The organism is Microcoleus sp. MON1_C1, assembly GCF_036701945.1.
Classification (GTDB): domain Bacteria; phylum Cyanobacteriota; class Cyanobacteriia; order Cyanobacteriales; family Microcoleaceae; genus Microcoleus.
Map to the genome: position 1 here is coordinate 1 of NZ_JAUBRO010000054.1, position 26,955 is coordinate 26,955.

Here is a 26,955-nt window from a genome sequence, read left to right on the forward strand (position 1 = left end):
TTTGCTCAACAATAGCTCAAAGCTACTATTCTGCTTTTTTTAAGCATTTATACTTATTGCAAAAGTGACACGCTCCCTAACAAGTCAGACTTAGCTGTAGCAAACAGTGGATCAAACAACGTATCGATCCTTTTGGGGACAGGCACTGGCAACTTTGGAGATCCTACTAACTTTAATGCGGGGACAAGTCCGTATTCTGTTACAGTCGGAGACTTTAACAGCGATAACAAGTCAGACTTAGCTGTAGCAAACAGCGGATCTAACAATGTATCAATCCTGTTGGGAAATGGTACGGGCAGTTTTGATGCGGCTGCCAACTTTGGGGCGGGGACAACTCCGAATTCCGTTGCTGCGGGGGACTTTAACGCTGACGGCAAGACAGACTTAGCTACGGCAAACAACCAATCTAATAACGTCTCGGTTCTACTGAATCTGGTGGCAAATTTCGGTGCAGCTAACTATAGTGCGATCGAAGGAAGCACCGATACGGTAGTTAATGTACCCGTAACTCTCAATGCTACTCCTGCTGTCGATGTTACAATCCCGATCGCACTTAACCCCAGCAGTACAGCAACCCAAAATTCAGACTACACTTTTTCACCCGCCACTCTCACATTCAGTGCAGGTACCAACACCCTGACTCAGAATGTTGCTGTCACTGTCAAAGCTGACAATATCCCAGAAAATGCCGAAACAGCGGTGTTAAACTTTGGTACGATTACTGATGGGATTGCAGGTACAACAAAAGAAACAACACTAACTATTCCGGCCAATGACGCTATAGATTACGCCATCGCTGCCGGTACTGCCAGCCTCGCCGAAGGCAACAGTGGCACTACTCCCGTTACTTTTACCGTGACTCGCAGCGGCGGGATTGATGCTGCCAGCAGTGTAAATTATGCAATTGGAGGAACTGCTACAAACAGCAGCGATTACAACAATATCGGCGGAACTTCTGGGGGAACTAGCATTACTGGTACGGTTAATTTTGCGGCGGGCGAGACATCGAAAACTATTACTTTAGATGTGTTGGGCGATGCCATAATTGAACCGGATGAAACTATTACTGTTACTCTCTCAAATCCGGTTGCGCCCGGCCCGACTCCGACTATTACCGCTGCTACCGCTACAACTATGATCGGTAATGATGACACTGCCGGAGTCACCGTCAATGCTGCCAGCGGATTAGTGACGACAGAAGCAGGCGACAGCGCTACATTTACCGTTAAACTTAACAGTCAACCCAGTGCTAATGTTAGCATTGATTTGAGCAGTTCCAATCCCGAAGAAGGAACAGTTTCTAGCAATAGTTTAACTTTCACGCCTGCCAACTGGAATGAACTGCAAACAGTAAAGTTGACTGGTGTTGACGACAGCATTACTGATGGTAGTAAAACTTACAATATTGTCACTGCTGCCACTGTCAGTAACGACACTAATTACAGCAATCTTAATCCCGATGATGTCAGCGCCAGCAACAGCGATAATGAAACTCCTGGCATTACGATTAATCCTACCAGTACGACTGCAACGGAAGGCGGTGCAAATGGAAGTTACAGCGTTCAGTTAAATACTCAACCGATCGCACCTGTTACGATTAACTTGGCTACAGGCAGTCAAATTCAGCCGATCGCTGCACTTACTTTTACCGCGAATAATTGGAATGTAGCTCAAACTGTTGCGGTTGCTGCTGTTGATGACAATGCAGTTGAAGGAAATCATGCGGGTGCGATCGACCATACTGCTACCAGTAGCGATGTTAATTATAACAGCATCACAATAGAGCCGGTTAGCGTCGCCATTACTGATAACGACTCCCCAGGCGTTTCTATTAACCCCACTACTGCGAGTGCAACGGAAGGCGGTGCAACTGGAAGTTACAGCGTTCAGTTAAATACTCAACCGATCGCACCTGTTACGATTAACTTGGCTACAGGCAGTCAAATTCAGCCGATCGCTGCACTTACTTTTACCGCGAATAATTGGAATGTTGCTCAAACTGTTGCAGTTGCTGCGGTGGACGACAATGCAGTTGAAGGAAATCATGCAAGTGCGATCGACCATACTGCTACCAGTACCGATGTTAACTATAACAGCATCACAATAGAGCCGGTTAGCGTCGCCATTACTGATAACGACAATACGCCAACACCGATAACTCCCACCCCAACACCGATAACTCCCACCCCAACCCCAACACCGATAACTCCCACCCCAACACCGATAACTCCCACCCCAACACCGATAACTCCCACCCCAACACCGATAACTCCCACCCCAACACCAATACCTCCCAGCCCAACACCAATACCTCCCACCCCAACACCGCTACCTCCCACCCCAACACCGATACCTCCCACCCCAACACCGCTACCTCCCACCCCAACACCGATACCTCCCACCCCAACACCGATACCTCCCACCCCAACCCCAACCCCAACACCGATACCTCCCACCCCAACACCGGTACCTCCAACAGTCACACCTGCTGGAATTACTGTTAATCCTGCAAGTGGATTAATCACACCAGAAGCAGGCAAAACAGCAACATTTGATGTCACACTCAACAGCCAACCTAATGCTGATGTCAAAATAGATTTAGAAAGTTCCAATACAGCAGAAGGAACAGTTTCACCTGTATCGCTGACATTCAATTCTGGTAACTGGAATTCACCGCAGACTGTAACGGTGACAGGTGTTAACGACAGTGTTGTTGACGGGGATAAAACTTACACTATTGTTACTGCCCCTGCTGTCAGTACGGATAACACATACTCTGGGTTAAATGCACCGGATCTTGCAGTTAGCAATGCCGATAATGATACTAGCAATAGCACCTTTGACGTTGACCCTGTAACTGGTCAGGAATACAAATCCGGTGAACTTTTAGTTAAGTTAAGAAGATCTAACACCAACGAAGCTACAATCGAAAGCGATTTATTTGCAGCTAATGGTGCGATCGAAGTCGAAAACCTTGTACCTCCAAATCCTCCCTCTAACGCCATTAATTCTGCATTCCAAAGTGCTACATTTTTTCCCAGTAGTGCGTTCCCATTGGGAAATTTTGCGTTTCCAAACTTACAGTTTAACTCAACACAAGAGCAATTACCACAATGGCGAGTGGTGAAAATAGCTGCCAATACAGATCTGCAACAGGTTAAAGCAAACTTAGCTCAAGATCCCAGAGTGGAAGCGGTTGAACTTAATTACACTCTATCGCTCGACCAGTTTTCCAATATATTTAACTTCAGCCAGTTACTCAACGATATATCGATTGATGAAACGCCAAGCGATCCGCGACTTAATCAACTTTGGGGTTTGAATAATACCGGACAAAGTAGCGGAACTTTCGATGCTGATATTGATGCACCAGAAGCCTGGGATCTGCAAAAAGGTAGCACAAATGTGGTAGTAGCAGTAATTGATACGGGTGTGGACTACAACCACCAAGACCTTGCTGCTAATATCTGGAGGAATACGGGGGAAATAGCGGGTGATGGCATTGACAACGACGGCAACGGTTACAAAGATGACGTGCGCGGCTACAATTTTGTAAATGATAATAACGATCCAACGGACATAGATAGTCACGGAACTCATGTTGCGGGGACTATTGGGGCAGTTGGCAATAACAACATTGGCGTTGTGGGCGTGAGTCAAAATGTTAGCATCATGCCTTTAATGGTTTTTCAAAAAAACGCTGAGGGCAAATTGGGCGTTCCAATAGGCACCCTAGCAAAAGCTATTAACTATGCGATCAAAAAGGGTGCAAAGGTGATTAACGCTAGTTTAGGAGGTAGTTCTTTCGACCAACTTACAAAAGATGCGATCGACGATGCTAATAAAAAGGGCGTTTTGTACGTGGCGTCAGCAGGTAATGATGGTAAGAACAATGATAATGAGGCACGCTACCCTTCCGGCTACGATCTCCCTAATATCATTGCGGTAGCAAACACAACTCGCAATGACGGGTTAGCTTCAAACTCCCACTATGGAAAAACTTCAGTAGACTTAGGGGCTCCAGGAAGCGATATTCTTAGTACGATTCCAGGGAATCAGTACGCTTTCTACAGTGGAACTTCAATGGCGGCTCCCCACGTAGCGGGAGCGGCAGCCCTACTTTTAGCTCAAAACCCCAACTTGAGTGTTACGCAGCTAAAAGATATCTTAATGAACACTACAGACCCGCTTACTGCTCTGAATGGAAAAACGGTTAGTGGAGGGCGTTTAAATATTCGCAGAGCTCTCAATCATCCACCAGTGCTAAACAGGGGTCAGACTACAACCCCCTGGCACTATAAATATCTAAATGTCAGCGATTCATCGACATTCAACTACACTTTTCCTTGGAACACTTTTAGCGACCCAGATCCGGGGGACACCCTTACCTATTCAGCCACCCTCAACAATAATCAACCTTTACCTTATTGGTTGAGATTCAACCCCAATACCCGCACCTTTAATGGCACAATTCCTGGGCGGCAAGATTTGGAAATTAAATTAACAGCGACGGACACAGCAGGTGCAAGTGCGAGCGATGTGATTAAGCTGACACTTAGCGAGAAAGGTGTCGTGGTTGACGGATACATTGCCGGTGCGACTTTGTTCTTCGATGCTAACAAGAACGGGGTACTGGATGGCAACGAACCCTCAACTACTACGGACTCCAACGGTGAATATCAGCTCGATATCCCCTTCGAGACTTTCGACACCAATACAAACGGAGAACTCGACCCAGAAGAAGGGCATTTAGTTGCCACTGGAGGCACTGATACCGCTACTGGATTGCCTTTAGAAACACCCGTTACCGCACCTGCTGATGCTACTGTTGTCACGCTGTTAACCAGTTTGGTAGCAGATTTAATGGATGGGGGAATTGAACTCGATCGCGCGCAATCTCTGGTTAAATCTTCTCTTGCCATTCCCACTGAAGTTGACCTGATTAACTTAGACCCCATCAAGGCTACCAACAACAACCAACCGGGCGGAGTACAAGTCTTATCAGAAATGGTGAAAGTCCAAAACTTCATCACCCAAGCTGCCGCTTTGATTGATGGTGCTTCTAGTGCCGCTACGAAGGATCTTGTCAAAGCTGTTGTCAGTGCAATTACGACTCCAATTCAATCCGGCACAGTTTTAAACCTCAGCAATGCAGCCACTTTAGAACCGATAATTCAGCAAGCTGCCGCGAAAATCCAGCAAATTGATCCCAGTTTTGACAGTCAAAAATTCACCCAAATTATCTCGCAAGCTGCGACAGTAATGGCAACAGCAAATCAACGCATTGATACTGCTGTCTCCAGCACAACAACCTCAATTCCTGAAGCAGTCGCCCGCGTCCAAACAGTAACTTTGGGCGCAACTACTCAAGACTTCAAAGCTATTGGTGCGGGAACTAAGACAATTTCTCAGGTAGTTGCTGAAAATACTGGTGCTGCTTTAGATGCCAAAATTCAAGCTGTGACATTATCTGCTGGGATTGCAACTCCTGTTATCAGCGGCGACGCAGATTTGGGCAGCAATTCCCCAGATCGAATTCTCGGTACAAGCGGCGACGATATCCTCACGGGCGACAGCGGGAATAATGTTTTGATGGGCATGAGGGGCAACGATTCGGTTGACGGAACCGGAGGTAATGACACTCTTTTCGGAGGCAAAAATAGCGATAATTTGCTAGGAAGTAGCGGTGATGATGTCTTGTTTGGTAATCGCGGTGATGATTTGTTGGATGGCGGTTTGGGAAATGATAGTTTGACGGGAGGGAATGGGGTCGATCGATTCCTGCTTGCTACCAATTCCGGGGCTGATACTATTACTGACTTTGAAGTCGGCAAAGACTTGTTAATCTTGGGTAAAGGGCTGACTTTCTCGCAATTGTCAATTACTCAAGAAAACACTTCAATATTAATCCGTTTCTCAGCAACCGGAGAAATTTTAGCTGCTCTCAATGGGGTGACGGCAAGTGCGATCGGTGCCACCAACTTTGGCTCAATCTAATGTCTGGTAATAGGTAGGATATCTAACCCGGATTGGTATTACCCATTACCCGGCTGTTGCACGGGTAAAATCCCTGAAACTACACCAACGATGACACAATCGACGCCTAACTTTGAATGGCTCAAACAATTCGGCACACCCGGTGAGGATGACCTCCAAGGCACAGGGATTGACAGTGCAGGCAATCTCTATCTGATAGGAAATGCCTACGGCTTTTTTGGTGGCACAAATCCAAGTAGCAATACCTGGATAACCAAATATGATACCGGTGGCAATCAGTTGTTGTCGGTCAAGCAGTTAACGAATCAATCTTCGAGCAAAGTGACAGTAGATAGTGCGGGCAATGTCTACCTCGCAGGAACCAATGCTACGCCTTCACCGCAGGGGTTTTTTGAGGAATACGACGCTTGGGTAGCTAAGTATGACAGCACCGGCAACCAGTTGTGGTTCGAGCAGTTCGACTTCAGTGAATATGATGAGTATCCATCCGGCATAGCAGTGGATAATGCTGGCAATGTCTACCTGACAGGAATAACAGGATCTAACGATTCATCTTTTGGTCGAGCTGGAGGTCCCCAAATACCCTGGGTAGCTAAGTATGACGGCAGTGGCAACCGATTGTGGTCGAAGGGTATCAATACCGATCCTGGCCCTAGCACTGGCGAGGCCTTCCCCTATGGCATGAAGGTTGACAGCAGTGGCAATCTCTACCTGGTGGGGAAAGATGTTAAGAATTTCGGTGGCAACTTTGTAATTGGAGCAAGTGTTAGTAACACCTGGGCAACTAAGTACGACAGCAATGGCAATCAATTGTGGCTCCAGCAATTGGGGACTATTCCTTCTCCACCTGACTACAATGTATCAACATTGCCCTCAGACTTGGCAGTGGATAGCGCTGGCAATCTCTACTTGACGGGAACAGCCAACGGCGCTTTGGGAGACAGCAATAACAAAAGTAAAGATATTTGGGTAACTAAGTATGACAGCCATGGCAATCGGTTGTGGCTGAAACAATTCGGGACTGCTGAATCTGACGAGTCCTTTGACTTAAAACTCGATCTGGCTGGCAATATCTACCTGACAGGAACAACCAAGGGTGCTTTGGGAGGCTCAAATGCCGGTAGTGAAGATATTTGGGCGGCTAAGTACGACAGCAATGGCGATCGGTTGTGGCTCCAGCAATTCGGGACTCGTGAAGATGATTCTCCCTCAAACTTAGTAGTGGATAGCGCTGGCAATCTCTACCTGACGGGAGAAACCAAAGGCGCTTTGGGAAGTCCTAATGCAGGCGATCGAGATATTTGGGCAACTAAGTACGACAGTAATGGCAATCGGTTGTGGCTCCAGCAATTCGGGGCTGCGGAATCTGATTATCCCTTAAACTTAGAACTTGATCGCGCTGGCAATGTCTATTTGACCGGAGAAACTAAGGGTGCTTTGGGAGGTCCCAATGCCGGCGGTAATGATATTTGGCTTGCTAAACTCGGCACGATCGCAGAGGCAGTTACGCCAACACCAATTATCGGTACTGATGGTGACGATTTCCTTGCAGGCGATCGCCGCAACAATACTATCAGCGGTAAACAGGGAAATGATAGCCTCAGCGGTTTTGATGGTAACGATCAGATGTACGGCAATTTAGGAAATGATTGTCTCGAAGGTAGCAAAGGGAATGACAGTCTCTATGGTGGCAAGGGTAATGATACTTTGCTTGGAGGTAATGGTGATGATTTGTTGGATGGCGGTTTGGGAAATAATAGTTTGACAGGAGGGAAGGGAGTCGATCGATTCCTGCTTGCTGCCAATTCTGGGATTGATACTATTACCGATTTTGAAGATGGCAAAGATTTGCTAAGACTCGACAGCGGTCTTACTTTCTCGCAACTTTCTTTGGTCACTAGCAGCAGTGCAATTTTAATTCGCTTGACTGCAACTGGCGAAATTTTAGCTACTCTCAATGGGGTGAGTGCTAACCAAATTAGCATCGCCGATTTCAGTTAAAAAGTCCTGACCGCACGGGTAGCCAGAAACCGGATTTTTTAGGGCAATACTTCTCACTCACCCGCAGGTTCAGTAAAAAACCCGGTTTCTTTGGTAAGTACATCCAGGACTGTTCAAGATCGAGCGACCTTTTGCATCAGTTTAACAGCTCCAAACATCAAAAATTAGTGCGGTCAATTAATAGGTAAATGAATCATGTCTACTTTCAGTACCGCAACCAACTTTCTTGTCAGCAGAATTCCCAATTCAGTTGTTGTAGGAGACTTTAACAAAGATGGCAAACCGGATATCGCCACATCCAACGGCGTATCTGCAGGCATCTCCATCCTGTTGGGGGATGGCACTGGCAGCTTTGGGACTGCCACCGACTTTTATGTCGGATTGTCCCCCTCCTCCCTTGTCTTGGGAGACTTTGACAGCGACGGCAACCAGGATATAGCTGTACCCTATGGCCAATCGGTAAAGGTGCCTAACTCTTTCCAGGTAGCGATCCTGTTGGGAAATGGCACAGGTAGGTTTGGTCCCGCCACCAGCTTTTACAAAGGGTCAAATGGTTTTTCTGCTGTTGCTGTGGGTGACTTTAACGGGGACGGAAAGACAGATATAGCTGCGACAAACGACTACTTTAGCGACGTTTCGATCCTGTTAGGGACGGGTACAGGCAGCTTTGGGGCTGCTACTAAGTTTAATACGGGGACAAAAAAAAATCCGCAGTCTGTCGTCGCGGGAGACTTTAATGCTGATGGCAAGCTAGACCTAGCTACGGCAAACATCGAGTCTAACAATATTTCAATTCTATTGGGGACAGGTACAGGCAGCTTTGGAGTCCCTACTAACTTTAGTGCGGCTACAAAGCCACAGTTTGTTACAGTTGGAGACTTTAACAGCCATAACAAATCGCACTTATAGATACCTAAACCTGCCATTGTTTATTCAGGAAATTAGGGATGCAAGATGATGAAATTTATAGGTGTACAGAAACACATGAATTTACCAAGGCTGATAATAGTTGCTTTAAATGCGATCTTACTCCTACTGGGAAATGCGCTTTACTCCGAAATTGCGACAGCGCAACAGGAAAACAATAGGCGAACATTTGCCGATTGGTGCTACCAAAAAGCTGATTTGAGTCCTGAAACTAAACATACTGTTAATCTGCTGTTAAAGGAAGCAGGGACTACTGAGTGCAAGGAGGCAGATCGGAAACTTTCGAGTCTTACGAAACTCTCCCTCAGCCACAATCAGATCAGCGACATCAAACCGCTAGCATCCTTGATTAACCTGAAGGAACTCAACCTCAATGTCAATACAATCAGTGACATCAAACCGCTAGTATCCTTGATTAACCTGAAGGAGATCCACCTCATCGAAAATGCGATCAGCGACCTCAAACCGCTAGCATCCTTGACTAACCTGACTCGGCTAGAAATCAGCGACAATGAGATCGGCGATATCAAACCACTAGCATCCTTGACTAAACTGACTCGGCTCGACCTCAGCGGCAATGGGATGGGCGATATCAAACCGCTAGCATCTTTGACTAACCTGACACAGCTCACCCTCAGCCGTAATGGGATGGGCGACATCAAACCGCTAGCATCTTTGACTAACCTGACACAGCTCACCCTCAGCCGCAATCAGATCAGCGACATTAAACCGCTAGCATCCTTGACTAACCTGACTGTGCTTTTTCTCAGCGAAAATCCGATCAGCGACATCAAACCGCTAGCATCCTTGACTAACGTGACTGTGCTTTTTCTCAGCGAAAATGGGATCAGCGACATCAAACCGCTAGCATCCTTGACTAACCTGACTTGGCTCGTCCTCAGCGAAAATGCGATCAGCGACATCAAACCGCTAGCATCCTTGACTAAACTGAATCAGCTCGACCTCAGCGAAAATATGATCGGCGATATTAAACCGCTAGCATCTTTGACTAACCTGACTGTGCTTTTTCTCAGCGAAAATGGGATCAGCGACATCAAACCGCTAGCATCCTTGACTAGCCTGACTGCGCTCCACCTCGGCGGTAATGGGATCGGCGATATCAAACCGCTAGCATCTTTGACTAACCTGACTGTGCTGGGTCTTAGCAACAATGGGATCGACGATATCAAACCGCTAGCATCCTTGACTAACCTGACTGTGCTTTTTCTCAGCGGAAATCCGATCACACCCAAAAGTTGCCCAATCAAGCCAGAGTTTATCTGTAATTGGTAAGAAGGAAAACGAGAAAGAGTAGAAAAACTTTGGGGGTCTTAAAATGTCTTACTTTTGTATTACAAACTGTCTAACACTCATACCCCAACAGTCTAGCTTTTGTCTCAGGAAATTAGGGATGCAAGATGATGAAATTTATAGGTGTACAGAAACACATGAATTTACCAAGGCTGATAATAGTTGCTTTAAATGCGATCTTACTCCTACTTGGAAATGCGCTTTACTCCGAAATTGCGACAGCGCAACAGGAAAACAGTAGACGAACATTTGCTGATTGGTGTCGCCAAGCTGATTTGACTCCTGAAGCTAAACATACTGTTGAGGTGCTGTTGGAGAAAGCTGAGACTACTGAGTGCGATGCGGCGGGTCGGAAACTTTCGAGTCTCACGGAACTCGACCTCAACTTCAATAAAATCAGCGACATCAAACCGCTAGCATCTTTGACTAACCTGACACGGCTCTTCCTCATCCACAATAAAATCAGCGACATCAAACCGTTAGCATCCTTGACTAACCTGACTTTTCTCTGGCTCATCAGCAATCAAATCAGCGACATCAAACCATTGCAATCCTTGACCAACCTGACTCATCTCTCGCTGGACAGCAATCAAATCAGCGACATCAAACCATTGCAATCCTTGACCAACCTGACTCATCTCTCGCTGAACAGCAATCAAATCAGCGACATCAAACCTTTGGAATCTTTGACTAACCTGACTCATCTCTCCCTTGACTACCATCTAGTGCTTCCCTTACAACCAGATAACTCGCCTGAGTTCGTCCCCGAAAACAATCCAAGCAGCGACATCCAACCCTTGGAATCCTTGACTAACCCAACTGAACCCGTCCTCGACAACGCCCAAATCAGCGACATCAAACCCTTACAATCTTTGACTAACCTGACTGAGCTCTCCCTCAGCGGCCGTGAAATCAGCGACATTAAACCGCTAGCATCTTTGACTAAACTGACGCTGCTCGACCTCGATAACAATCAAATCAGCGATATCAAACCGCTAGCATCTTTGACTAAACTGACTGATTTGGCACTCAGAAACAATTCTATCAGCGACATCAAACCATTGCAATCTTTGACTAATCTGACTAATCTCTACCTCAGTGGAAATCCGATCACTCCCAAAACTTGCCCGATCGAGCCAGAGTTTATCTGTAATTGGAACGAGCAAGAGTAGCAAAACTTTGGGGGGCTTAAAATGTCTTACGTTTGTATTACGAACTGTCTAACACTCATTCCCTGAGATTCTAGCTTTTGAGACAGAAGCTAGATTGTTGCACAGGGTAAGACTAAACGGGGAAACTCAAGCTCTAGACCGAGATGAAATCTTCAGAACCGATGAGATTGAGAGCAACACCTGTCAAAGAAGCTAAAACTTCACCGCCGCTGGCTAATCTAATTAATGTGCCGTCAGTTGCTGGCAAAATTGATAGCTGTCGGAAGTTCAAGCCATTGATTAATTGCAGGGTATCTTGACCGTTGGCGAAATCAGAGATTGTATCAACTCCCAATCCCGCACCTAAAACAAATACGTCGTTGCCCGCCCCGCCAACGAGAATATCGCTTCCCAAACCGCCGTTGAGGGTGTCAAAACCTTTGCCACCAGACAGGTTGTCGTTGCCACCCCCACCAGTGAAGATATCGTTGCCCCGCAAACCGTTGATGATATCGTTGCCGTTGGTGCCAGTCAGGATGTCGTTGCCGTTGGTGCCGTTGATGTTGTTATCAGGAGGATTATTGCCTGGAGTGTTGCCGATGTCAGAAACAAAGACATCGCGGGTATTGTTAGTATCCCCCGCCACGAGGTTAGAGGCATCTGATTCAAACGCTACTTTCCGCCCATCTGCTGAGATGGAGGCGTGGAAGGAGTCATTGGTTCCCTGATTGCCTGCTGCATCTATTGACACACGAGTGGTGATATTGGTGAGCGTGTCCCGCACGAAGATGTCGTTGGCATTGTTCGTATCCCCCTGCACAAGGTTGGACGCAGAAGAAAGAAACGCCACAAACCGCCCATCGGATGAAATGGAGGGATCATAGGAGTAGCTGTTCGCCTGATTGCCTGCTGAGTCAACAGAGACGCGGGTAGTTGTATTGGTGAGCGTGTCCCGCACAAAGATGTCGTTTCTATTATTCGTATCCCCCGGCACGAGGTTGGACGCATTAGAATGAAACGCCACAAACCGCCCACTGGCTGAGATGGAGGGGGAGGAAGAGCTGTCGAGAGCTTGATTGCCTTCTGAGTCAACAGAGACATGGGTAGTTGTATTGGTGAGCGTGTCCCGCACGAAGATGTCGTTTCTATTATTTGTATCCCCCGGCACAAGGTTAGTGGAATACGAATCAAACGCTACAAACCTCCCGTCGGCTGACATCGAAGGGCTTGAGGACCCGCTAGCTGAGAGGCGGCCTTGGGGGACGGAGGCATTGTTCGCCTGATTGCCTGCTGAGTCAACAGAGACGCGGACGGTGGTACTGGTGAGCGTGTCTCGCACGAAAATATCAGGGTTATCGTTAGTATCCCCCGGCACGAGGTTGGAAACATTTGACTCAAACGCCACAAACCTCCCGTCGGCTGAGATGGAGGGGGAAATGGAACGCTCGTACCGCCCATTGTCCGCCTGATTGTCTGCTGAGTCAACAGAGACGCGGGTGGTGGTACTGGTGAGCGTGTCCCGCATGAAGATCCCAGAGCTAATGTTCCTATCCCCCAACACGAGGTTGGAAATATGTGACTCAAACGCCACAAACCTCCCGTCGGTTGAGATGGAGGGGTTCAAGAAGCCTATATTCGCCTGATTGCCTGCTGAGCCAACAGAGATGCGGGTAGTTGTATTGGCTAGTGTGTCGCGCACAAAAATGTCGTTTCTATTGTTCGTATCCCCCGGCACGAGGTTGGACGCATTAGAATGAAACGCCACAAACCGCCCATTGGCTGAGATGGAAGGAGAGGCGTAGGAGATACCTCGTTGGTTGCCTTGATTGCCTGCTGAGTCAACAGAAACGCGAATAATATTCATAAGCCCTGATATTGTGAATAGTTTGGATGTTCTTATTTCGTAGTCTGAAACCCTGGTATTTTCTAGCCCAGGGCTTGAGACGCTACAGCTTCATCAGGATATTACCCTATTCTGACGTAGCCTTCGGGTGTGGCGTGTTAGGTATTTATAAAACTATATTATAAATACCTAAACCTACCATTGTTTACTCAGGAAATTAGAGAGGTAAGATGATGAAATTTATAGGCCTACAGAAACACATGAACTTACTAAAGTTGATAATAGTTGCTTTGAGTGCGATCTTACTCTTACTTGGAAATGCGCTTTACTCCGAAATTTCGACGGCACAACAGGAAAACAATAGGCGGACATTTGCCGATTGGTGCCACCAAAAAGCTGATTTGAGTTCTGAAACTAAACATACTGTTGAGATGCTGTTGAAGGAAGCAGGGACTACTGAGTGCGATGCAGCTAATCAAAAACTTTCGAGTTTCACCGAACTCATTCTCAATCACAATCAAATCAGCGATATCAAACCGCTAGCATCTTTGACTAACCTGACCCAGCTCTCCCTCGGCAACAATCAAATTAGCGACCTCAAACCCTTACAATCTTTGACTAAAATTCATACTGTTGATCTCAACAACAATCAAATCAGCGACATCAAACCCTTACAATCTTTGACTAAAGTTCAGAATCTTAATCTCAAAAGCAATCAAATTAGTGACATCAAACCCTTACAATCTTTAACCTACCTGTATCGGTTCGACCTCAGAAACAATCAAGTCAGAGACCTCAAACCCTTACAATCTTTGACTAGCCTGAATTGGCTCGACCTCACAAACAATCAAATCAGCGACCTCAAACCGCTAGAATCCTTGATTAACCTGTCTTCGCTCTTCCTCGAAAACAACCAAATTAGTGACATCAAACCGCTCAAATCTTTGATTGGATTGATAGCACTCAGCCTCGATGACAATTTTATCGAGGACATCAAACCGCTACAGTCTTTAACTAACCTGTATCTACTCGACCTCAGAAACAATCAAATCAGCGACATCAAACCCCTAGAGTCCTTGAGTAAACTGACTGGAGTTTATCTCAGCGGAAATTTAATCAATCCCAAAACTTGCCCGCTCAAGCCAGACTCTATCTGTATGTGGGAAGGAGGAGATGAAGAAGTCAACAAGCCTTTGCGGAGTAAAATCATATTTCCCACCAAGGAGCTGCTAGCTCAGAATATGCCTTTATCCTGACCTAGCACTAGCGGTTTCAAGTCCTAGGCGGGAAAGTTAGAGAGATAAGATCGTGATACTCATAGTTGCGAATGAACACATGAATTTACAAAATTGGTATCGTAAACAGGGTTTGGTAGGGATAGTTGGGTTGATACTAATTACTTTTAGTATGATCGTCCTAGCATCATGTGGGAGTAAACCTTTTATGTTAGTGGTGCCGGGTCAATCGAAAAACATTGGGAATGAATCTTCCCCAGGAGTTGTGCAAAAACAACGGGGCGCCAGTGGACGAACATTTGCTGATTGGTGTCGCGAAAACGCTTCCTTGAGTCCTGAAGTTAAATATACTGTTGAGGTGCTGTTAAAGGAGGCAAGGACTACTGAGTGCGATGTGGCTAATCAGACACTTTCAAGTCTTACTCACCTCTCGCTCTACTCCAAAAAAATCAGCGACATCAAACCGCTACAATCATTGAGTAACCTGACTGATCTTCAGCTCAACGGCAATCAAATTAGCGACATCAAACCGCTACAATCTTTAACTAAACTGACTCATCTCGACTTTTCCGGCAATAAAATTAGCGATATCAAATCGCTACAATCCTTGACTAATTTGACTAGACTCTCGCTCCACTACAATAAAATCAGCGACATCAAACCGCTACAATCCTTGACTAACCTGGGTCACCTCTTCCTCAGCGGCAATAAAATCAGCGACATCAAACCGCTACAATCCTTGAATAACCTGTATGAGCTCCAGCTTAGCGACACTTCTATCAGCTCTATCAGCGACATCAAACTGCTAGAATCCTTGACTAACCTGCGTGAACTCCACCTCAGCGACAATAAAATCAGCGACATCAAACCGCTAACATTCTTGACTAACCTGACTACGCTCATCCTCAGCGACAATAAAATCAGCGACATCAAACCGCTAGAATCCTTGACTAACCTGACGGGACTCCATCTCAACAACAATCAAATCAGCGACATCAAACCGCTAGAATCCTTGACTAACCTGACGGGACTCGATCTCGACAACAATAAAATCAGCGACATCAAACCGCTACAATCCTTGGTTAACCTGCGTGTGCTCTACCTTAACAATAATTTAATCAGGGACATCAAACCGCTACAATCCTTGAGTAAAGTAACTGAACTCTACCTCAGCGGAAATTTGATCACCTCCAAAATTTGTCCACTCAAGCCAGACTCTATCTGTATGTGGGATGAAGAAGATCGAGAAAGACGTAAATAAACGTTTAGTGGGTAAAATCATATTTCCTACCAAAGAGCTGCTAGGTAAGGATATTGAGTTCTAACCTAACCGCACTCCTTCCCTGGTCTAGGCGGGGAAATAAGCCTATCCCCGCCTATAACAAGGTTTTGGAGTGAGTGGGAAAAATTGGGGTTATCCCCGCCTAAACCCCTAGCGGGATTTTTTCGACGGGCTGTTAAGTCTTTGCCGAAGTGAAAAAGATTTAGAAGACCGTCGGAAAAATAGTCGTCTGCCCGTCCCGCTGAGGACACTTAAAGTAGTGTGTCACGCGCTTGACGCTGTTTAATGACCTTAGCGGTTTCACGCTCTGACTCAGGATATACCGATATCCTGATGTGTAAGGGTTACAAGGTTTTTCCCGATCGATTCGGTCGGAGTAGTCGGATTGTTGCCCTGGTAATGCGGTGGCAGGCAGTGTCGAGTGCTGTCTAGTAGTGGCAGGCAAGGTCGGAGCGGTGGCGGTCTAGCTTTTTTCCGCCACAGGTGCGACATCAAACCCACAGCTTTTTAGAAACTGGGATGAGGTGGGAGGGGTTGGCACACAGAGAGCAGTGAGAGCGTGGGGCGGTATTGTTACAGGTCTTTATGTAAAGTGTTGATGTTTAAGTATTTTCACTGTAGACAGAAAATAAAAAAAAAAGGTTTAATATGCAATAGGGCTTACTTGTAATACCTCTCTTTTGGAAAAATGATAAATGTCTAAACATAAAGATGATTATCAAGATAAAACAGAGGTAGTTGGGTATGTAGCTGGTGGTACTATGTTTGTGTTACTTGTAGCGGGAAAACTCTATGACTTGTAGTCCATTGTTTGATTTAGAAGAATTAAATATCTCTCAAAAATCAGATTTGATTCTTGAACCTCGATACAGGGCTAACATTGATTCTGTTACTCCGCTTTCAGCTAGGAAAACTTTTGAGAAACTTGATTCTTGCTTTTTGGGAATAAGTCTTAATAATAGTAATTTTGAACCCGCAAAATTTAAAGCAATAGTTGAATGGATTTCACGAAAATTTTCACACTGTATATTGTTGATTGGAGACAGTATGCATCGCATTACGTTGGAAATAACGAGGTCGCTTGAGCCAGAAATTGCAGTTGCTGAAGCCTTGAAGATGGGAAGTTCTTTCATTCAAGAGAACGAGCATATTTTCAGTACCGTTGAAAGGCAGACCACATTTGTTTTTGAGACTTGCAGCCAAATTAAAACCTCGAAAGATTATGTATATTTTTACTCAGGTCTTCAAGCATATTTTGAGAATGACACTAAATTTAGATCATCAATTGAAGCATTCGGACGTAAGTATCATACTAATCCATTAAGGAATTTAAACAATGACTTATTAGAGCAACATATACGTCTATCTTGTGAATATTTCTTAGAAGAGTTTGCAATTATTGCCTGCCTGCAAAAGCGTGGGTTCCCAGTTCGTGGGTTCCCAGTTATGCTGTACCCAGGATCAATCGGCCCACTTTTGGAAATTGCCAATGGGGAACATCCAGATATTTGTGAAGAACTCAAGCAATTAGTAATAGTAGCCCTCAAGTTTAAAAAGCGCTGAACCTGCAATCACCGCTTCGACCAAGATTAACTGCAACTATAAAGTAAAGAAAACGAATGTTTTCTTTACTGCCACACTGGTAAGACTTTCCTGATGTATAAGGGTTACAGGTCTTAGACGGGGAAATTTGTGTATCCCCGCCTATAACAAGGTTTTGGAGTGAGTAGGAAAATTACCCTTTCCCTACCTAAACCTCTAGCGGGATTTTTTCGACGGGCTGTTAAGTTTTTGTCAAGTAAAAAAAATTTAGAAGACCGTCGGAAAAATAGCCACCTGCCCGTCCGGCTGAGGACACCCAAAGCCATGTGTCACGCGCTTGAAACTATTTAATGACCTTAGCAGTTCCAGGCTCTGGCTCAGGATATGCCGTTATCCTGATTTACAGGCTAAAACACTTATAAATCAACCTAGGCGGGGATAATCCATTTTTCCCGATCTAGAAAATCAATTAGGATTGCTATAGTCAAAATAGGTGGTTCACCATCTTCTGAAGTCAGTTCCTCGTTGAGGGAATCGTCTGGCAAAGTCTTGGCGGGATATCGGGATTAACCGATCCGAGCCAGTAATGACTCTGACAAATTCTGTATTGTTGATGTAGTGCCTGCGGCTAACACCATCACGATAGGAGATTACCAGAGCAGCAGGTTCACCTTGAGGAGCATAGGCTTGAACTCTGCCATCGCAATTGATGTCTGCAACTACTGGAGCCGCAGCTTTTGTTGCCGAGTATACTGTTGAACTCACTTGCTCAACGCTCAGCCCCCTCCACAAGTTAGAGAAATCACATCCCAGAGCAAATGACTCCTTCCTTTCAGGAAACACAGCAAGTGCAGGTTGTCCAGCAGTCTGTACAATCGCTTCAGGCACACCGGAAGTAGGTCTTGCACCTATTCCAGGTCTGGGTCTAGGTGGTGGAACACAAAGACCGATCCTCTCGCACCAAGTTGCTGCATTAACTGGAAACTGAACTCCCCAAAAGCTGACACCGATAGACAAGAATACCAATCCTGCTGTTGCCACGTTCTTCAACGTTACTTTCATTAAATTCTCCTTTGTAGGTGAGTAAATTTTTTACTAAGCTACACCCTGAAGTTTGAAACGATTCTTAGCATACATTTTACTCTTCTTCAACCTCCCTCTCTAACTGATACATCCTCAAACTCGGGTGTTCCCCGATCAGTCGCCAATAGTATCGTTCTACATTGGGAGTAGGTCGCGCTCCCAGCCGGTACAAGAATATGGGTTCGTGTTGCAACAATGCTTTGAAAATGTTGCGCTCCCTGTTTTTTCCGTTGTCCCAGATAACGTGAGCTTTACCAAAGTATCCTGATGTGGTTTCAAAACTTAGAAGCTTTAGGCGGGAAAATATCGTATCCCCGCGTAAACCCCTGCGGGATTTTTACGACTGGCCGCCATTGTCTTTTCTGTAGTCACAGGCGAAAATCGGCCATCGGAAAAATAGCCGCTTGCCCGTCCGGCAGAGGACACCAATAGCCATTTGTCACACGCTTGGTATATTGTCTTACAACTTGTCTAGTACGTCTTACGCCTTGCGGTAAAGTCTTACATTTACTTAAGACTGTCTTACATTTATTAATGGTGTCTTACATCTTAACTGCTGTTTTACTGCTTTTTTGGTTAGTGTTCCAGCAGTCAAAATTTAGTGTTCCGCTGGAAGCCTCGGAACACTGCGGAAGCTTCCCTGACAGGACAGAAAAAACTTCGGAAGCCCTGGTGGAATGCGTGTGGAACAGTAAAACCTGACAAATCGGACAAACTCCTGACAGCTTGCAATATAAGCGTTTTAGCTGTCAGACGGACAATCTGACAGGTGGCTGTTCGATCGTTGTCAGACGGACAACTTGACACTTGTCAGCAAGGGTGCGATCGTAATGGGTAAGGAAGATTGATGCGCTACTGGCTGACGTTGACGCGCCAACCAAGTAACGACTTCCCCAAATCGTTGAGTTGAAACGTTTGGAGCTTAATAATTATGTCAGTTTTGGAATGCTTGTCTAGTGCAAGTGTGGAAACTTCTGCATTTCCCCGGTGCGAACTGCTAGCTAAATCTTTGCCTCTGCCAGAGTTTGCGATCGGTGATTTGGTAGCTGATGACTGGGAAGCTGAAGACGCGAGGGGAGTTGAGTATTCTGCTACTGATTTTGGGGAAGTTTTAGGTCTGCGATGGATTTCAGAAGCCGAGTCGTGGTTGCCCCAAAACACTTGGGTATATTTTGTGCGGTGGACGCACAGCACTTCTGATGTTTTCTCTTATCCCACCTATGATGGGGAACCGAACATGGGGTGCGACTTGAGATTGATTAAACGCGCTTAAACGTCCTCTTGTGGCTGTCTTACGGTTAGCAATATTCGTAAGACAGCCAGATAAAGCCTTGTCTTATAGGCAGCACTGTACGTAAGACAACCAGATAAAACTGAACAGAACGTGCTAAACGAATGCTATAATTGGAGGAGAAACGCTACAAAAGCCCAAATACTTTTTTAAGTTAATGAGAACGTGGGCCGGGGGGAGTAGGCAGGCTGCGCCCTGCCCCCCCGGCCACGCCGACCGGGTTGAGTGATACCCGGTAATTTATAAAAAAAGAAAGAATGTGTGGTAAACTGTCAACCCCTAACAGAGAGATTGAGCAACTAGCTTAGAACGCTATATGCTAAAACTATGGATTTAACGCCTCACATCAAAACTGCCGAGTATAAATTCTCTATGTTTACCAAAGGGTTGACTGGGGGATCAACTTGGCTGTTTGGGGGGAGAACGATTCCAAAAGCACAGTGGAAAAAGTACATGAGCTTCTGGCGCTGTGTCGTAGGGGAAGCGGCGCAAAGCATTAAAAAAGCAATCAAAGAGATGCTGCCGGCTTGGCTCGGAACCCACTTTTTCGAGCTGTTAGTCGATGCTTTCCTTTGGGTCATAGCCACGCTTACGACTTTTGAGACTGAGCTTTGCAAGATAGAGACGAGCCGCGACCCGCCACCTAAAATCTTCGTTCCTATCCCCAAGTTTATTGAATGGAATGGTTGCGCCCGCAGCGATTCACTTCTGCTCGCTTATTTTTAGCGAGCGGTTCTACCTTGTGTTTTTTTAAACTACACATACCAAAAAACCGCTGCTATCAAATTGGACTCTGAAACAGCGGCTTTTTGGATTCAATCCACATTCAAACTCGCTTAGGGGCGAGCTAAATGACTTATGACCTATTCTACTGCGATCGACAGACAATTTTCTAGCGGCACAAATCTTACCCTCTGCCCAGAGCCTAAAGAGCTTTTCGTCATAATCAAAGATGCCGTTGTAGACCACATTATTGAGCACGGTCTGAGCAGAACTCAATCGAAGCTTTTCTTTTACTTCTTCAAGCTCGACCGTTTTGGCGATCGCCCTGCAAAAATTAGTGCTGCCTCGGTTTCACTTGCCATTGGAATTGGTAAGACTGCTTACTACAACGCTATTGCTTACTTTCAAAAGATGGGCTGGTTTGACTTCACAGATGTAGAGACTGAAGTTAGCAATAATTCTACGCGAACAAGAAAGTCCGCAAAAACGAACTCCGATTCCGCAAAAACGGAATCCGATTCCGCAAAAACGAACTCCGATTCCGCAAAAACGGAATCTAAAAAGCTGAAAGTCTTATCCGCAAAGGATTCCAAAACTCCTCAGACTGTTCAGACTTATTCAGACTTGAATCAGAAAAATCAAACTCTCTCAGAAGCAAAAAGAGAGAGAAATGAATTTCTTTGGAAAAATACTTTTGATGGAGCAGATCGGAGACAACTTAGCTACTTTGCGTACCAAGTGGCAATTCCCAAATTACCAATTAAACCAACCCTGCCGGATGCATGGATAGTCTGTAACTGTGAAGAACTCTTTAACCAGATGATGTACGATACTGAATTTCAAAAGAAATGGGAGCAATTTTCCGGCAATTCTCCGGCGGTAGAAATTCAGCAGGATACTTCTGAGGCTGAACCGCGTGACACAGCGGAATGGTAGACAACTAGCGGTTACAGATAACGGTTGCGTAACGCTTTGGATAACTTGTAGCAGTTCCGGTCGTGGCTCAGGATAGCTCCATATCCTAATGAAGCTGTAGCAGTTCCCCGGCGTGGCTCAGGATATGGATTTATTCTGATGTAACTCCAATGGGTTCAATCTCTGGGCAGGAAAATAGCGCACCTCGGTCTAGCTCGGCTCCCGATCGCCCTAACTGGTTGAGTCGAGGGGGGATATTATTCCCCGCCCCTCTCAGTTAGATCTGGGCGTGCGACTTTCACCGCACCCAGCTCCCGATGTTCTTGGCTTGCGCCTTTGCTCATGTGGAGATAATCGTGGCAGCTTTCGTGAACCGCTAAAAGGTTGTTTATTTTCCAATTACTGTGGCAACCATCTACATGATGCAGATGTACCTTTTCATCGCTTAGCATTTTTAAGCCACATTTTCCACATTTATGGTTTTGCCGTTTTAAGGCTTTAGAGGTTTCGCCGTTATAGAGCTTACTGTTACGCTCACTCCAGTAGGCTATATCTCCGTCGTAAGGTGATTTCTCCCCTTTGACATTGACAAATTTGTTTTCGGAGAAAGAAACCGATGGGAATGCTTTGTCAAGCAGTTTCTTGCTGGTGTAGCGAGATTGTTTCGATTCCTTATTGAATACCTTGAAAGCTCTTGTTTCGATGTGGTATAGCGAGTCGCGCGACCCGTCCATCTTGCAGAAGCGGTGGTAATTTCTCCATCCTCTAACCACAGGGGCTAATTTCTCAGCCTTGTCCGTAGCTCCATAATTCGAGCTGTTGACAATGTGTTTTACCTTCTGACGGAACGCTTTAAAATTATCCGCTGATGGAACGCATCTAAATTTCCCGTTGTTCTGCACTTTGAAATGCCAACCGAGGAAGTCAAACCCATTTGTCGTAGCTGTTAGCTTAGTTTTCTTTTCACTAACCTTCATCCCTCGTTTTGCTAGAAATTCGCTGACTTTATCAAGTATTGCCTTCGCATCATCTTTAGGTTTCAGAATTATTACCATGTCATCCGCATAGCGAACTGATTGGTGTATCTCCTCAATTCCATTGAGCGCGATATTGGCTAGTAATGGGCTTACCACACCCCTTGTGGGGTTCCTTGTTCTGGAAATTCTGGGTTGACTCCTGCTTTTAGACAACGGAATATTCCGGTCTTAATGCCCTTTGGGGCGATGAGTCGTTCCATTATGCTGGTGTGGCTTATCCTGTCGAAGCATTTTTCGATATCGAGTTCGATAACCAGTTTTTCTATTCCATTACTCTGGGAGCGTAGATTATGAAACAGTTTTTTTCTGCGCGTCGTGCGCCGACCTTCCCGTTCTGAACCCATAACTCTGAGCATGAAAAGTTGCTTCGTGTGCTGGCTCGCTTCGCGTATTTTGCGAGGCATTGCCACGCTCTATCAGCGATAGTAGGTATCTTAAGGAGGCGGGTACTCCCATCCTTTTTAGGGATTGGTATTGAACGTAACTTCTGATGTTTCCAGTTGTTACTTTTGGTTCTAAGTTCTTCACTCAGAGCGAATCTTTCCTCAAATGTGAGTGAGGCTTGGACATCGATTCCCGCAGTCTTTTTGCCAGCATTAAGTTGAGTTACTTGACGTATCGCCAACATTCTTGCAGCCCGAGATTTCAGAATTAGCTTTTGAAGGGACTTTGCTTTCGGCTTGTCTCCAACCTGAATCGCTTTATACACGCGCTTTTGTAGGCGGAATAAATCACGGCGGAATTTCTTCCACGGTAACGTTTTCCAAGATTCACTAACATTGCTGCTGTGTCTAATCATGCTCTGCTCTAGTTGGTGTACTCTGAACACCTCAGACCAATTACGGTCTATCCTACCCGAACGGAGGGGGTTCCGCTGCTCGTCTAGCCTACGAAAGGGTTCGACTTTCCCTTGACCCTCAATTCGTTTTTCTTCGTTCCCTCGGTTAGATTGATTGTTCCTTTAGGTGGGGCCAATTTAACTACTGGATTCCCTGGACTCTTGCCGATATTGGAAAAAGATTCGGCGGGAATGAACTCCAGTGGAGTCGGGAGTTTTTGTCTGTGTCCCGCTCAAGACTAAGTTACTTTTCTAGGCTCTGTTTTCACCATCGGAACTCCCCATTAACGCCAGTGTCACCTCACATTAGATGTCTGATTGCGTCCTGTTCCCAGCTTCACTCTCCGAGAATCGAGCTTGGTCGGTGTGGGCAGATAGGGAGTCATACCTGAGTCTGGCAGAAGGGACTTGCACCCTTATCAGACCGAGAGTTCAGCCTCGTGGCTGGAAACGTTATGTGTCGGGTTTTCACCGTGATTCACGCTTCAACGAATCGCACTCTTCCTGCCTTTACACTAAGGGGGCTAGTGATTAAAATTGACAACAATACAAAAGGGGTGGCTATGTTCGATCGCACTCAATGGGTTTTGGCCGGTATGTCGATCGCGCTTTCGGTTCAGCTAAGCCAGCCAGTGGCAGCAGCCGTGCCCGTTGGTAAAGCCCTACAAACAGCACAAACTAACAGTAGCGAGGCTGCTGCAAAAGCATTCAAAGAAGGACTACAACTCTACCAGCAAGGAACGGCGGAAGCAAAAAGAGGTGCGATCGTCAAGTGGGAAGAAGCATTAAAACAGTATCGAGAAGCGGGCAATCGCGGCGGGGAAGCTGTCACCCTCAATAACATCGGCTTAGTCTACTCAGAATTGGGAGAAAAACAGAAAGCGCTAGAGTATTACACCCAGTCGCTTCCTCTAAGTCGGGCAACAGGCGATCGCCGTGGGGAAGCTGTCACCCTCAGCGGCATCGGCTTAGTCTACTCAGAATTGGGAGAAAAACAGAAAGCGCTAGAGTATTACACCCAGTCGCTTCCCCTGAGACGGGCAGTAGGCAATCGCGGCGGGGAAGCTGTCACCCTCAACAACATCGGCTTAGTCTACTCAGATTTGGGAGAACAACAGAAAGCGCTAGAGTATTACACCCAGTCGCTTCCCCTGAGTCGGGCAACAGGCGATCGCTCTGGGGAAGCTGGCACCCTCAACAACATCGGCAGTGTCTACTCAGAATTGGGAGAAAAACAGAAAGCGCTAGAGTATTACACCCAGTCGCTTCCCCTGTTTCGGGCAATAGGCGATCGCCGTGGGGAAGCTGTCACCCTCAGCAGCATCGGCAGTGTCTACTCAGAATTGGGAGAAAAACAGAAAGCGCTAGAGTATTACACCCAGTCGCTTCCCCTGAGACGGACAGTAGGCGATCGCGGTGGGGAAGCTGTCACCCTCAACAACATCGGCAGTGTCTACTCAGAATTGGGAGAAAAACAGAAAGCGCTAGAATATTACAGCCAGTCGCTTCCCCTGAGACGGGCAGTAGGCGATCGCGGCGGGGAAGCGAACACCCTCAGCAACATCGGCAATGTCTACGCAGAATTGGGAGAAAAACAGAAAGCGCTAGAGTATTACACCCAGTCGCTTCCCCTGAGACGGGCAGTAGGCGATCGCGGTGGGGAAGCGAACACCCTCACTAACATCGGCAGTGTCTACTCACAATTGGGAGAAAAACAGAAAGCGCTAGAGTATTACAGCCAGTCGTTTCCCCTGTTTCGGGCAACAGGTGAGCGCTCTGGGGAAGCTGTCACCCTCAAGAATATCGCTTATGTCAAACGCGACCAAAACAATCTTACCGAAGCCCTCAACGACATTGAATCTTCTCTCAAAATCATCGAAAACCTCCGCACTAAAATAGCCAGCCCAGAACTCCGCAGCTCATACTTTGCCACAGTTCAAGACTCCTACGAATTCTACATCGATTTGTTAATGCAACTGCACAAAACTAATCCTAAATCCGGTTACGATCGCAAAGCCTTAGAAGCCAGCGAACGTTCGAGGGCCCGCAGTCTCCTCGAACTCCTCTTTGAAAGTAACGCCAACATTCGCGAAGGCATTTCCCCCGATTTACTGCAACAAGAAAAGAGCGTGCAACAGCAACTCGATGCTATAGAAAAGCAGCGCATCGAAACAATCAGCACCCCCAACCCCAATCAAACTAAAATCGCTGAAATCGACAAACAGCGGCTCGCACTTTTGGAACAATATCAGCAAATTCAAGCCCAAATTCGTACCGCCAGCCCCCGCTACGCTGCCCTCACCCAACCCCAACCTTTAACGCTACCAGAAATTCAGAAACAGATTCTCGATGAAAACACCATTTTATTGCAGTATTCCCTTGGCTCATACCGCAGTTATTTGTGGGTTGTGACATCAACAGGACTAACCAGCTATGAATTACCAAAACAGGTTGACATTGAAACAGTAGCTAAGGACTTCCTAGAGACAATAACTAGCCCAATCCACAGAGAAATTCCCCAACAAGTTGCCCAAGCCAGTGCAAATCTGAGTCAAGTGATTTTACAACCCGCAGCAGCCCAATTAGGCAATAAACGCTTATTAATTGTTCCCGACGGCGTGCTGCACTATACGCCTTTTCAAGCTTTAACTCTTGACCAAACCCGGGGACAAAATACTAATGTTCCCTTAATTATCGAACATGAAATTATCACTCTGCCTTCTGCCTCCTCTCTCGCCATTCTCAGGCAAAATTACGGAGATAGAAAACCGCCGGTCCGAAACTTAGCAATTTTAGCCGATCCAGTTTTCAGTCCAGACGATGAAAGAATTAAAGGAAAAATCACCCAAGCAACCACCGAAAAATTAGAAGCAAATAACCTCGGTTTAAATCGCTCGCTTCGCGCTTCTAATCGGGAATGGCCACCCGAACGCCTCGCATTTACCCGCCAAGAAGCCCAAACAATATCCACCTTATTCCCCTCAGCTTCTAGCCGTCAAATATTTGATTTTGATGCCAGTCGCACTACCGCTACCGACGGCAGTTTAGCCAATTATCAAATCGTTCACTTCGCCACCCACGGCCTTGCCAACACCGAAAACCCCGAACTGTCAGGAATTGTGATGTCGATGGTAGATGACAAGGGCAATCTTGTCAATGGTTTTTTGCGCCTCACGGATATTTTCAACTTGAAACTGGCGGCAAATTTAGTGGTTTTAAGTGCTTGTCAATCCGGCATGGGACAGAATGTCAAAGGCGAAGGAATGGTGGGATTAACCAGGGGTTTTATGTATGCGGGTGCACAGCGGGTGGCAGTGAGTTTGTGGAATGTGGATGATGAAGGAACTGCTGTGTTAATGCAAAAGTTTTATCAGAAAATGGTGCAACAAAAGTTAGCGCCAGCGGCAGCTTTGAGGGCGGCACAGATTGAAATGATGCAGCAGGAAAAATGGAAATCGCCCTATTATTGGGCTGCTTTTACCTTGCAAGGGGAGTGGAAATGATATAGGGAACATCATTGGCTATGGTGCCATTGTGGGAGCCGTGGCAACCGTGGAAGCGCTCCGACCCGTCCGAGCCGTGGCAATAGTTCGATCGCTCAAAATATCTCGCTCAGTAATTTGGTACAGATGCTAGAGAGCCGGGGAACGGTATGAGAACTGTTTCGCGATCGATGAGTGTCCGCCGAAAAAGCTGCGTTTTTCGGATTTAATTCGGGATTATGCAGTTACATCAGAAAACTTTAATTTTCTGACAGACAACCCCAACCCTTGTCGCTA

Annotated in this window: 16 protein-coding genes; 12 read left to right on the forward strand and 4 right to left on the reverse strand. The window is 46.2% G+C overall.

Annotated elements, in window-relative coordinates:
• Positions 1–45: 45 nt before the first annotated feature.
• From QUA62_RS24070 to QUA62_RS24090, 5 genes are all read left to right on the forward strand, one after another.
• Positions 46–5,997 carry a S8 family serine peptidase gene (locus QUA62_RS24070; RefSeq protein WP_333407302.1) on the forward strand — a complete coding sequence of 1,984 codons (5,952 nt, stop codon included), beginning with the start codon at positions 46–48 and terminating at the stop codon, positions 5,995–5,997.
• Between the two features lie 90 nt (positions 5,998–6,087).
• On the forward strand, positions 6,088–7,998 hold the full coding sequence (locus QUA62_RS24075) for an SBBP repeat-containing protein (RefSeq protein ID WP_333407272.1): 1,911 nt from the start codon (positions 6,088–6,090) through the stop codon (positions 7,996–7,998).
• A gap of 195 nt (positions 7,999–8,193) precedes the next feature.
• Complete coding sequence (locus QUA62_RS24080; protein WP_333407273.1) at positions 8,194–8,907, forward strand: VCBS repeat-containing protein; 714 nt, start codon at positions 8,194–8,196, stop codon at positions 8,905–8,907.
• A 45-nt stretch (positions 8,908–8,952) separates the two neighbouring features.
• Positions 8,953–10,218, forward strand: coding sequence for a leucine-rich repeat domain-containing protein (locus tag QUA62_RS24085; protein ID WP_333407274.1), 1,266 nt, complete (start codon positions 8,953–8,955; stop codon positions 10,216–10,218).
• Positions 10,219–10,343: 125 nt separating this feature from the next.
• Entirely contained in the window at positions 10,344–11,408 is a 1,065-nt protein-coding gene (locus tag QUA62_RS24090) for a leucine-rich repeat domain-containing protein (protein ID WP_333407275.1), read from the forward strand.
• 133 nt (positions 11,409–11,541) lie between these two features.
• On the opposite strand, the gene QUA62_RS24095 is transcribed toward QUA62_RS24090, so the two are convergent.
• The gene (locus QUA62_RS24095) at positions 11,542–13,251 is read right to left on the reverse strand and encodes a calcium-binding protein (RefSeq protein WP_333407276.1); all 1,710 of its coding nucleotides are present in this window, start codon (positions 13,249–13,251) and stop codon (positions 11,542–11,544) included.
• A 239-nt stretch (positions 13,252–13,490) separates the two neighbouring features.
• Here QUA62_RS24095 and QUA62_RS24100 point away from each other — a divergent pair, with 239 nt between their 5' ends.
• From QUA62_RS24100 to QUA62_RS24110, 3 genes are all read left to right on the forward strand, one after another.
• Positions 13,491–14,486: a leucine-rich repeat domain-containing protein gene (locus QUA62_RS24100; protein ID WP_333407277.1), complete on the forward strand. Its 996-nt coding sequence runs from the start codon at positions 13,491–13,493 to the stop codon at positions 14,484–14,486.
• A gap of 187 nt (positions 14,487–14,673) precedes the next feature.
• Positions 14,674–15,726 carry a leucine-rich repeat domain-containing protein gene (locus QUA62_RS24105; protein WP_333407278.1) on the forward strand — a complete coding sequence of 351 codons (1,053 nt, stop codon included), beginning with the start codon at positions 14,674–14,676 and terminating at the stop codon, positions 15,724–15,726.
• 813 nt (positions 15,727–16,539) lie between these two features.
• On the forward strand, positions 16,540–17,310 hold the full coding sequence (locus QUA62_RS24110) for a tRNA-dependent cyclodipeptide synthase (protein WP_333407279.1): 771 nt from the start codon (positions 16,540–16,542) through the stop codon (positions 17,308–17,310).
• 477 nt (positions 17,311–17,787) lie between these two features.
• Here the strand turns inward: QUA62_RS24110 and QUA62_RS24115 are convergent, their stop codons facing one another.
• On the reverse strand, positions 17,788–18,351 hold the full coding sequence (locus QUA62_RS24115; RefSeq protein ID WP_333407280.1) for a hypothetical protein: 564 nt from the start codon (positions 18,349–18,351) through the stop codon (positions 17,788–17,790).
• Between the two features lie 952 nt (positions 18,352–19,303).
• Here QUA62_RS24115 and QUA62_RS24120 point away from each other — a divergent pair.
• From QUA62_RS24120 to QUA62_RS24130, 3 genes are all read left to right on the forward strand, one after another.
• On the forward strand, positions 19,304–19,645 hold the full coding sequence (locus tag QUA62_RS24120) for a hypothetical protein (protein WP_333407281.1): 342 nt from the start codon (positions 19,304–19,306) through the stop codon (positions 19,643–19,645).
• Between the two features lie 345 nt (positions 19,646–19,990).
• Positions 19,991–20,389 carry a hypothetical protein gene (locus tag QUA62_RS24125; protein WP_333407282.1) on the forward strand — a complete coding sequence of 133 codons (399 nt, stop codon included), beginning with the start codon at positions 19,991–19,993 and terminating at the stop codon, positions 20,387–20,389.
• Between the two features lie 132 nt (positions 20,390–20,521).
• Positions 20,522–21,322 carry a hypothetical protein gene (locus QUA62_RS24130; RefSeq protein ID WP_333407283.1) on the forward strand — a complete coding sequence of 267 codons (801 nt, stop codon included), beginning with the start codon at positions 20,522–20,524 and terminating at the stop codon, positions 21,320–21,322.
• A 236-nt stretch (positions 21,323–21,558) separates the two neighbouring features.
• Here QUA62_RS24130 and QUA62_RS24135 read toward each other — a convergent pair whose 3' ends face one another.
• Positions 21,559–22,491, reverse strand: a complete 933-nt coding sequence (locus tag QUA62_RS24135; protein WP_445301711.1) for a group II intron reverse transcriptase — start codon at positions 22,489–22,491, stop codon at positions 21,559–21,561.
• 109 nt (positions 22,492–22,600) lie between these two features.
• Complete coding sequence (locus tag QUA62_RS24140; RefSeq protein ID WP_333407285.1) at positions 22,601–23,137, reverse strand: reverse transcriptase N-terminal domain-containing protein; 537 nt, start codon at positions 23,135–23,137, stop codon at positions 22,601–22,603.
• A 602-nt stretch (positions 23,138–23,739) separates the two neighbouring features.
• Between QUA62_RS24140 and QUA62_RS24145 the strand changes: the two genes are divergently transcribed.
• On the forward strand, positions 23,740–26,679 hold the full coding sequence (locus tag QUA62_RS24145) for a CHAT domain-containing tetratricopeptide repeat protein (protein WP_333407303.1): 2,940 nt from the start codon (positions 23,740–23,742) through the stop codon (positions 26,677–26,679).
• Positions 26,680–26,955: the final 276 nt, after the last annotated feature.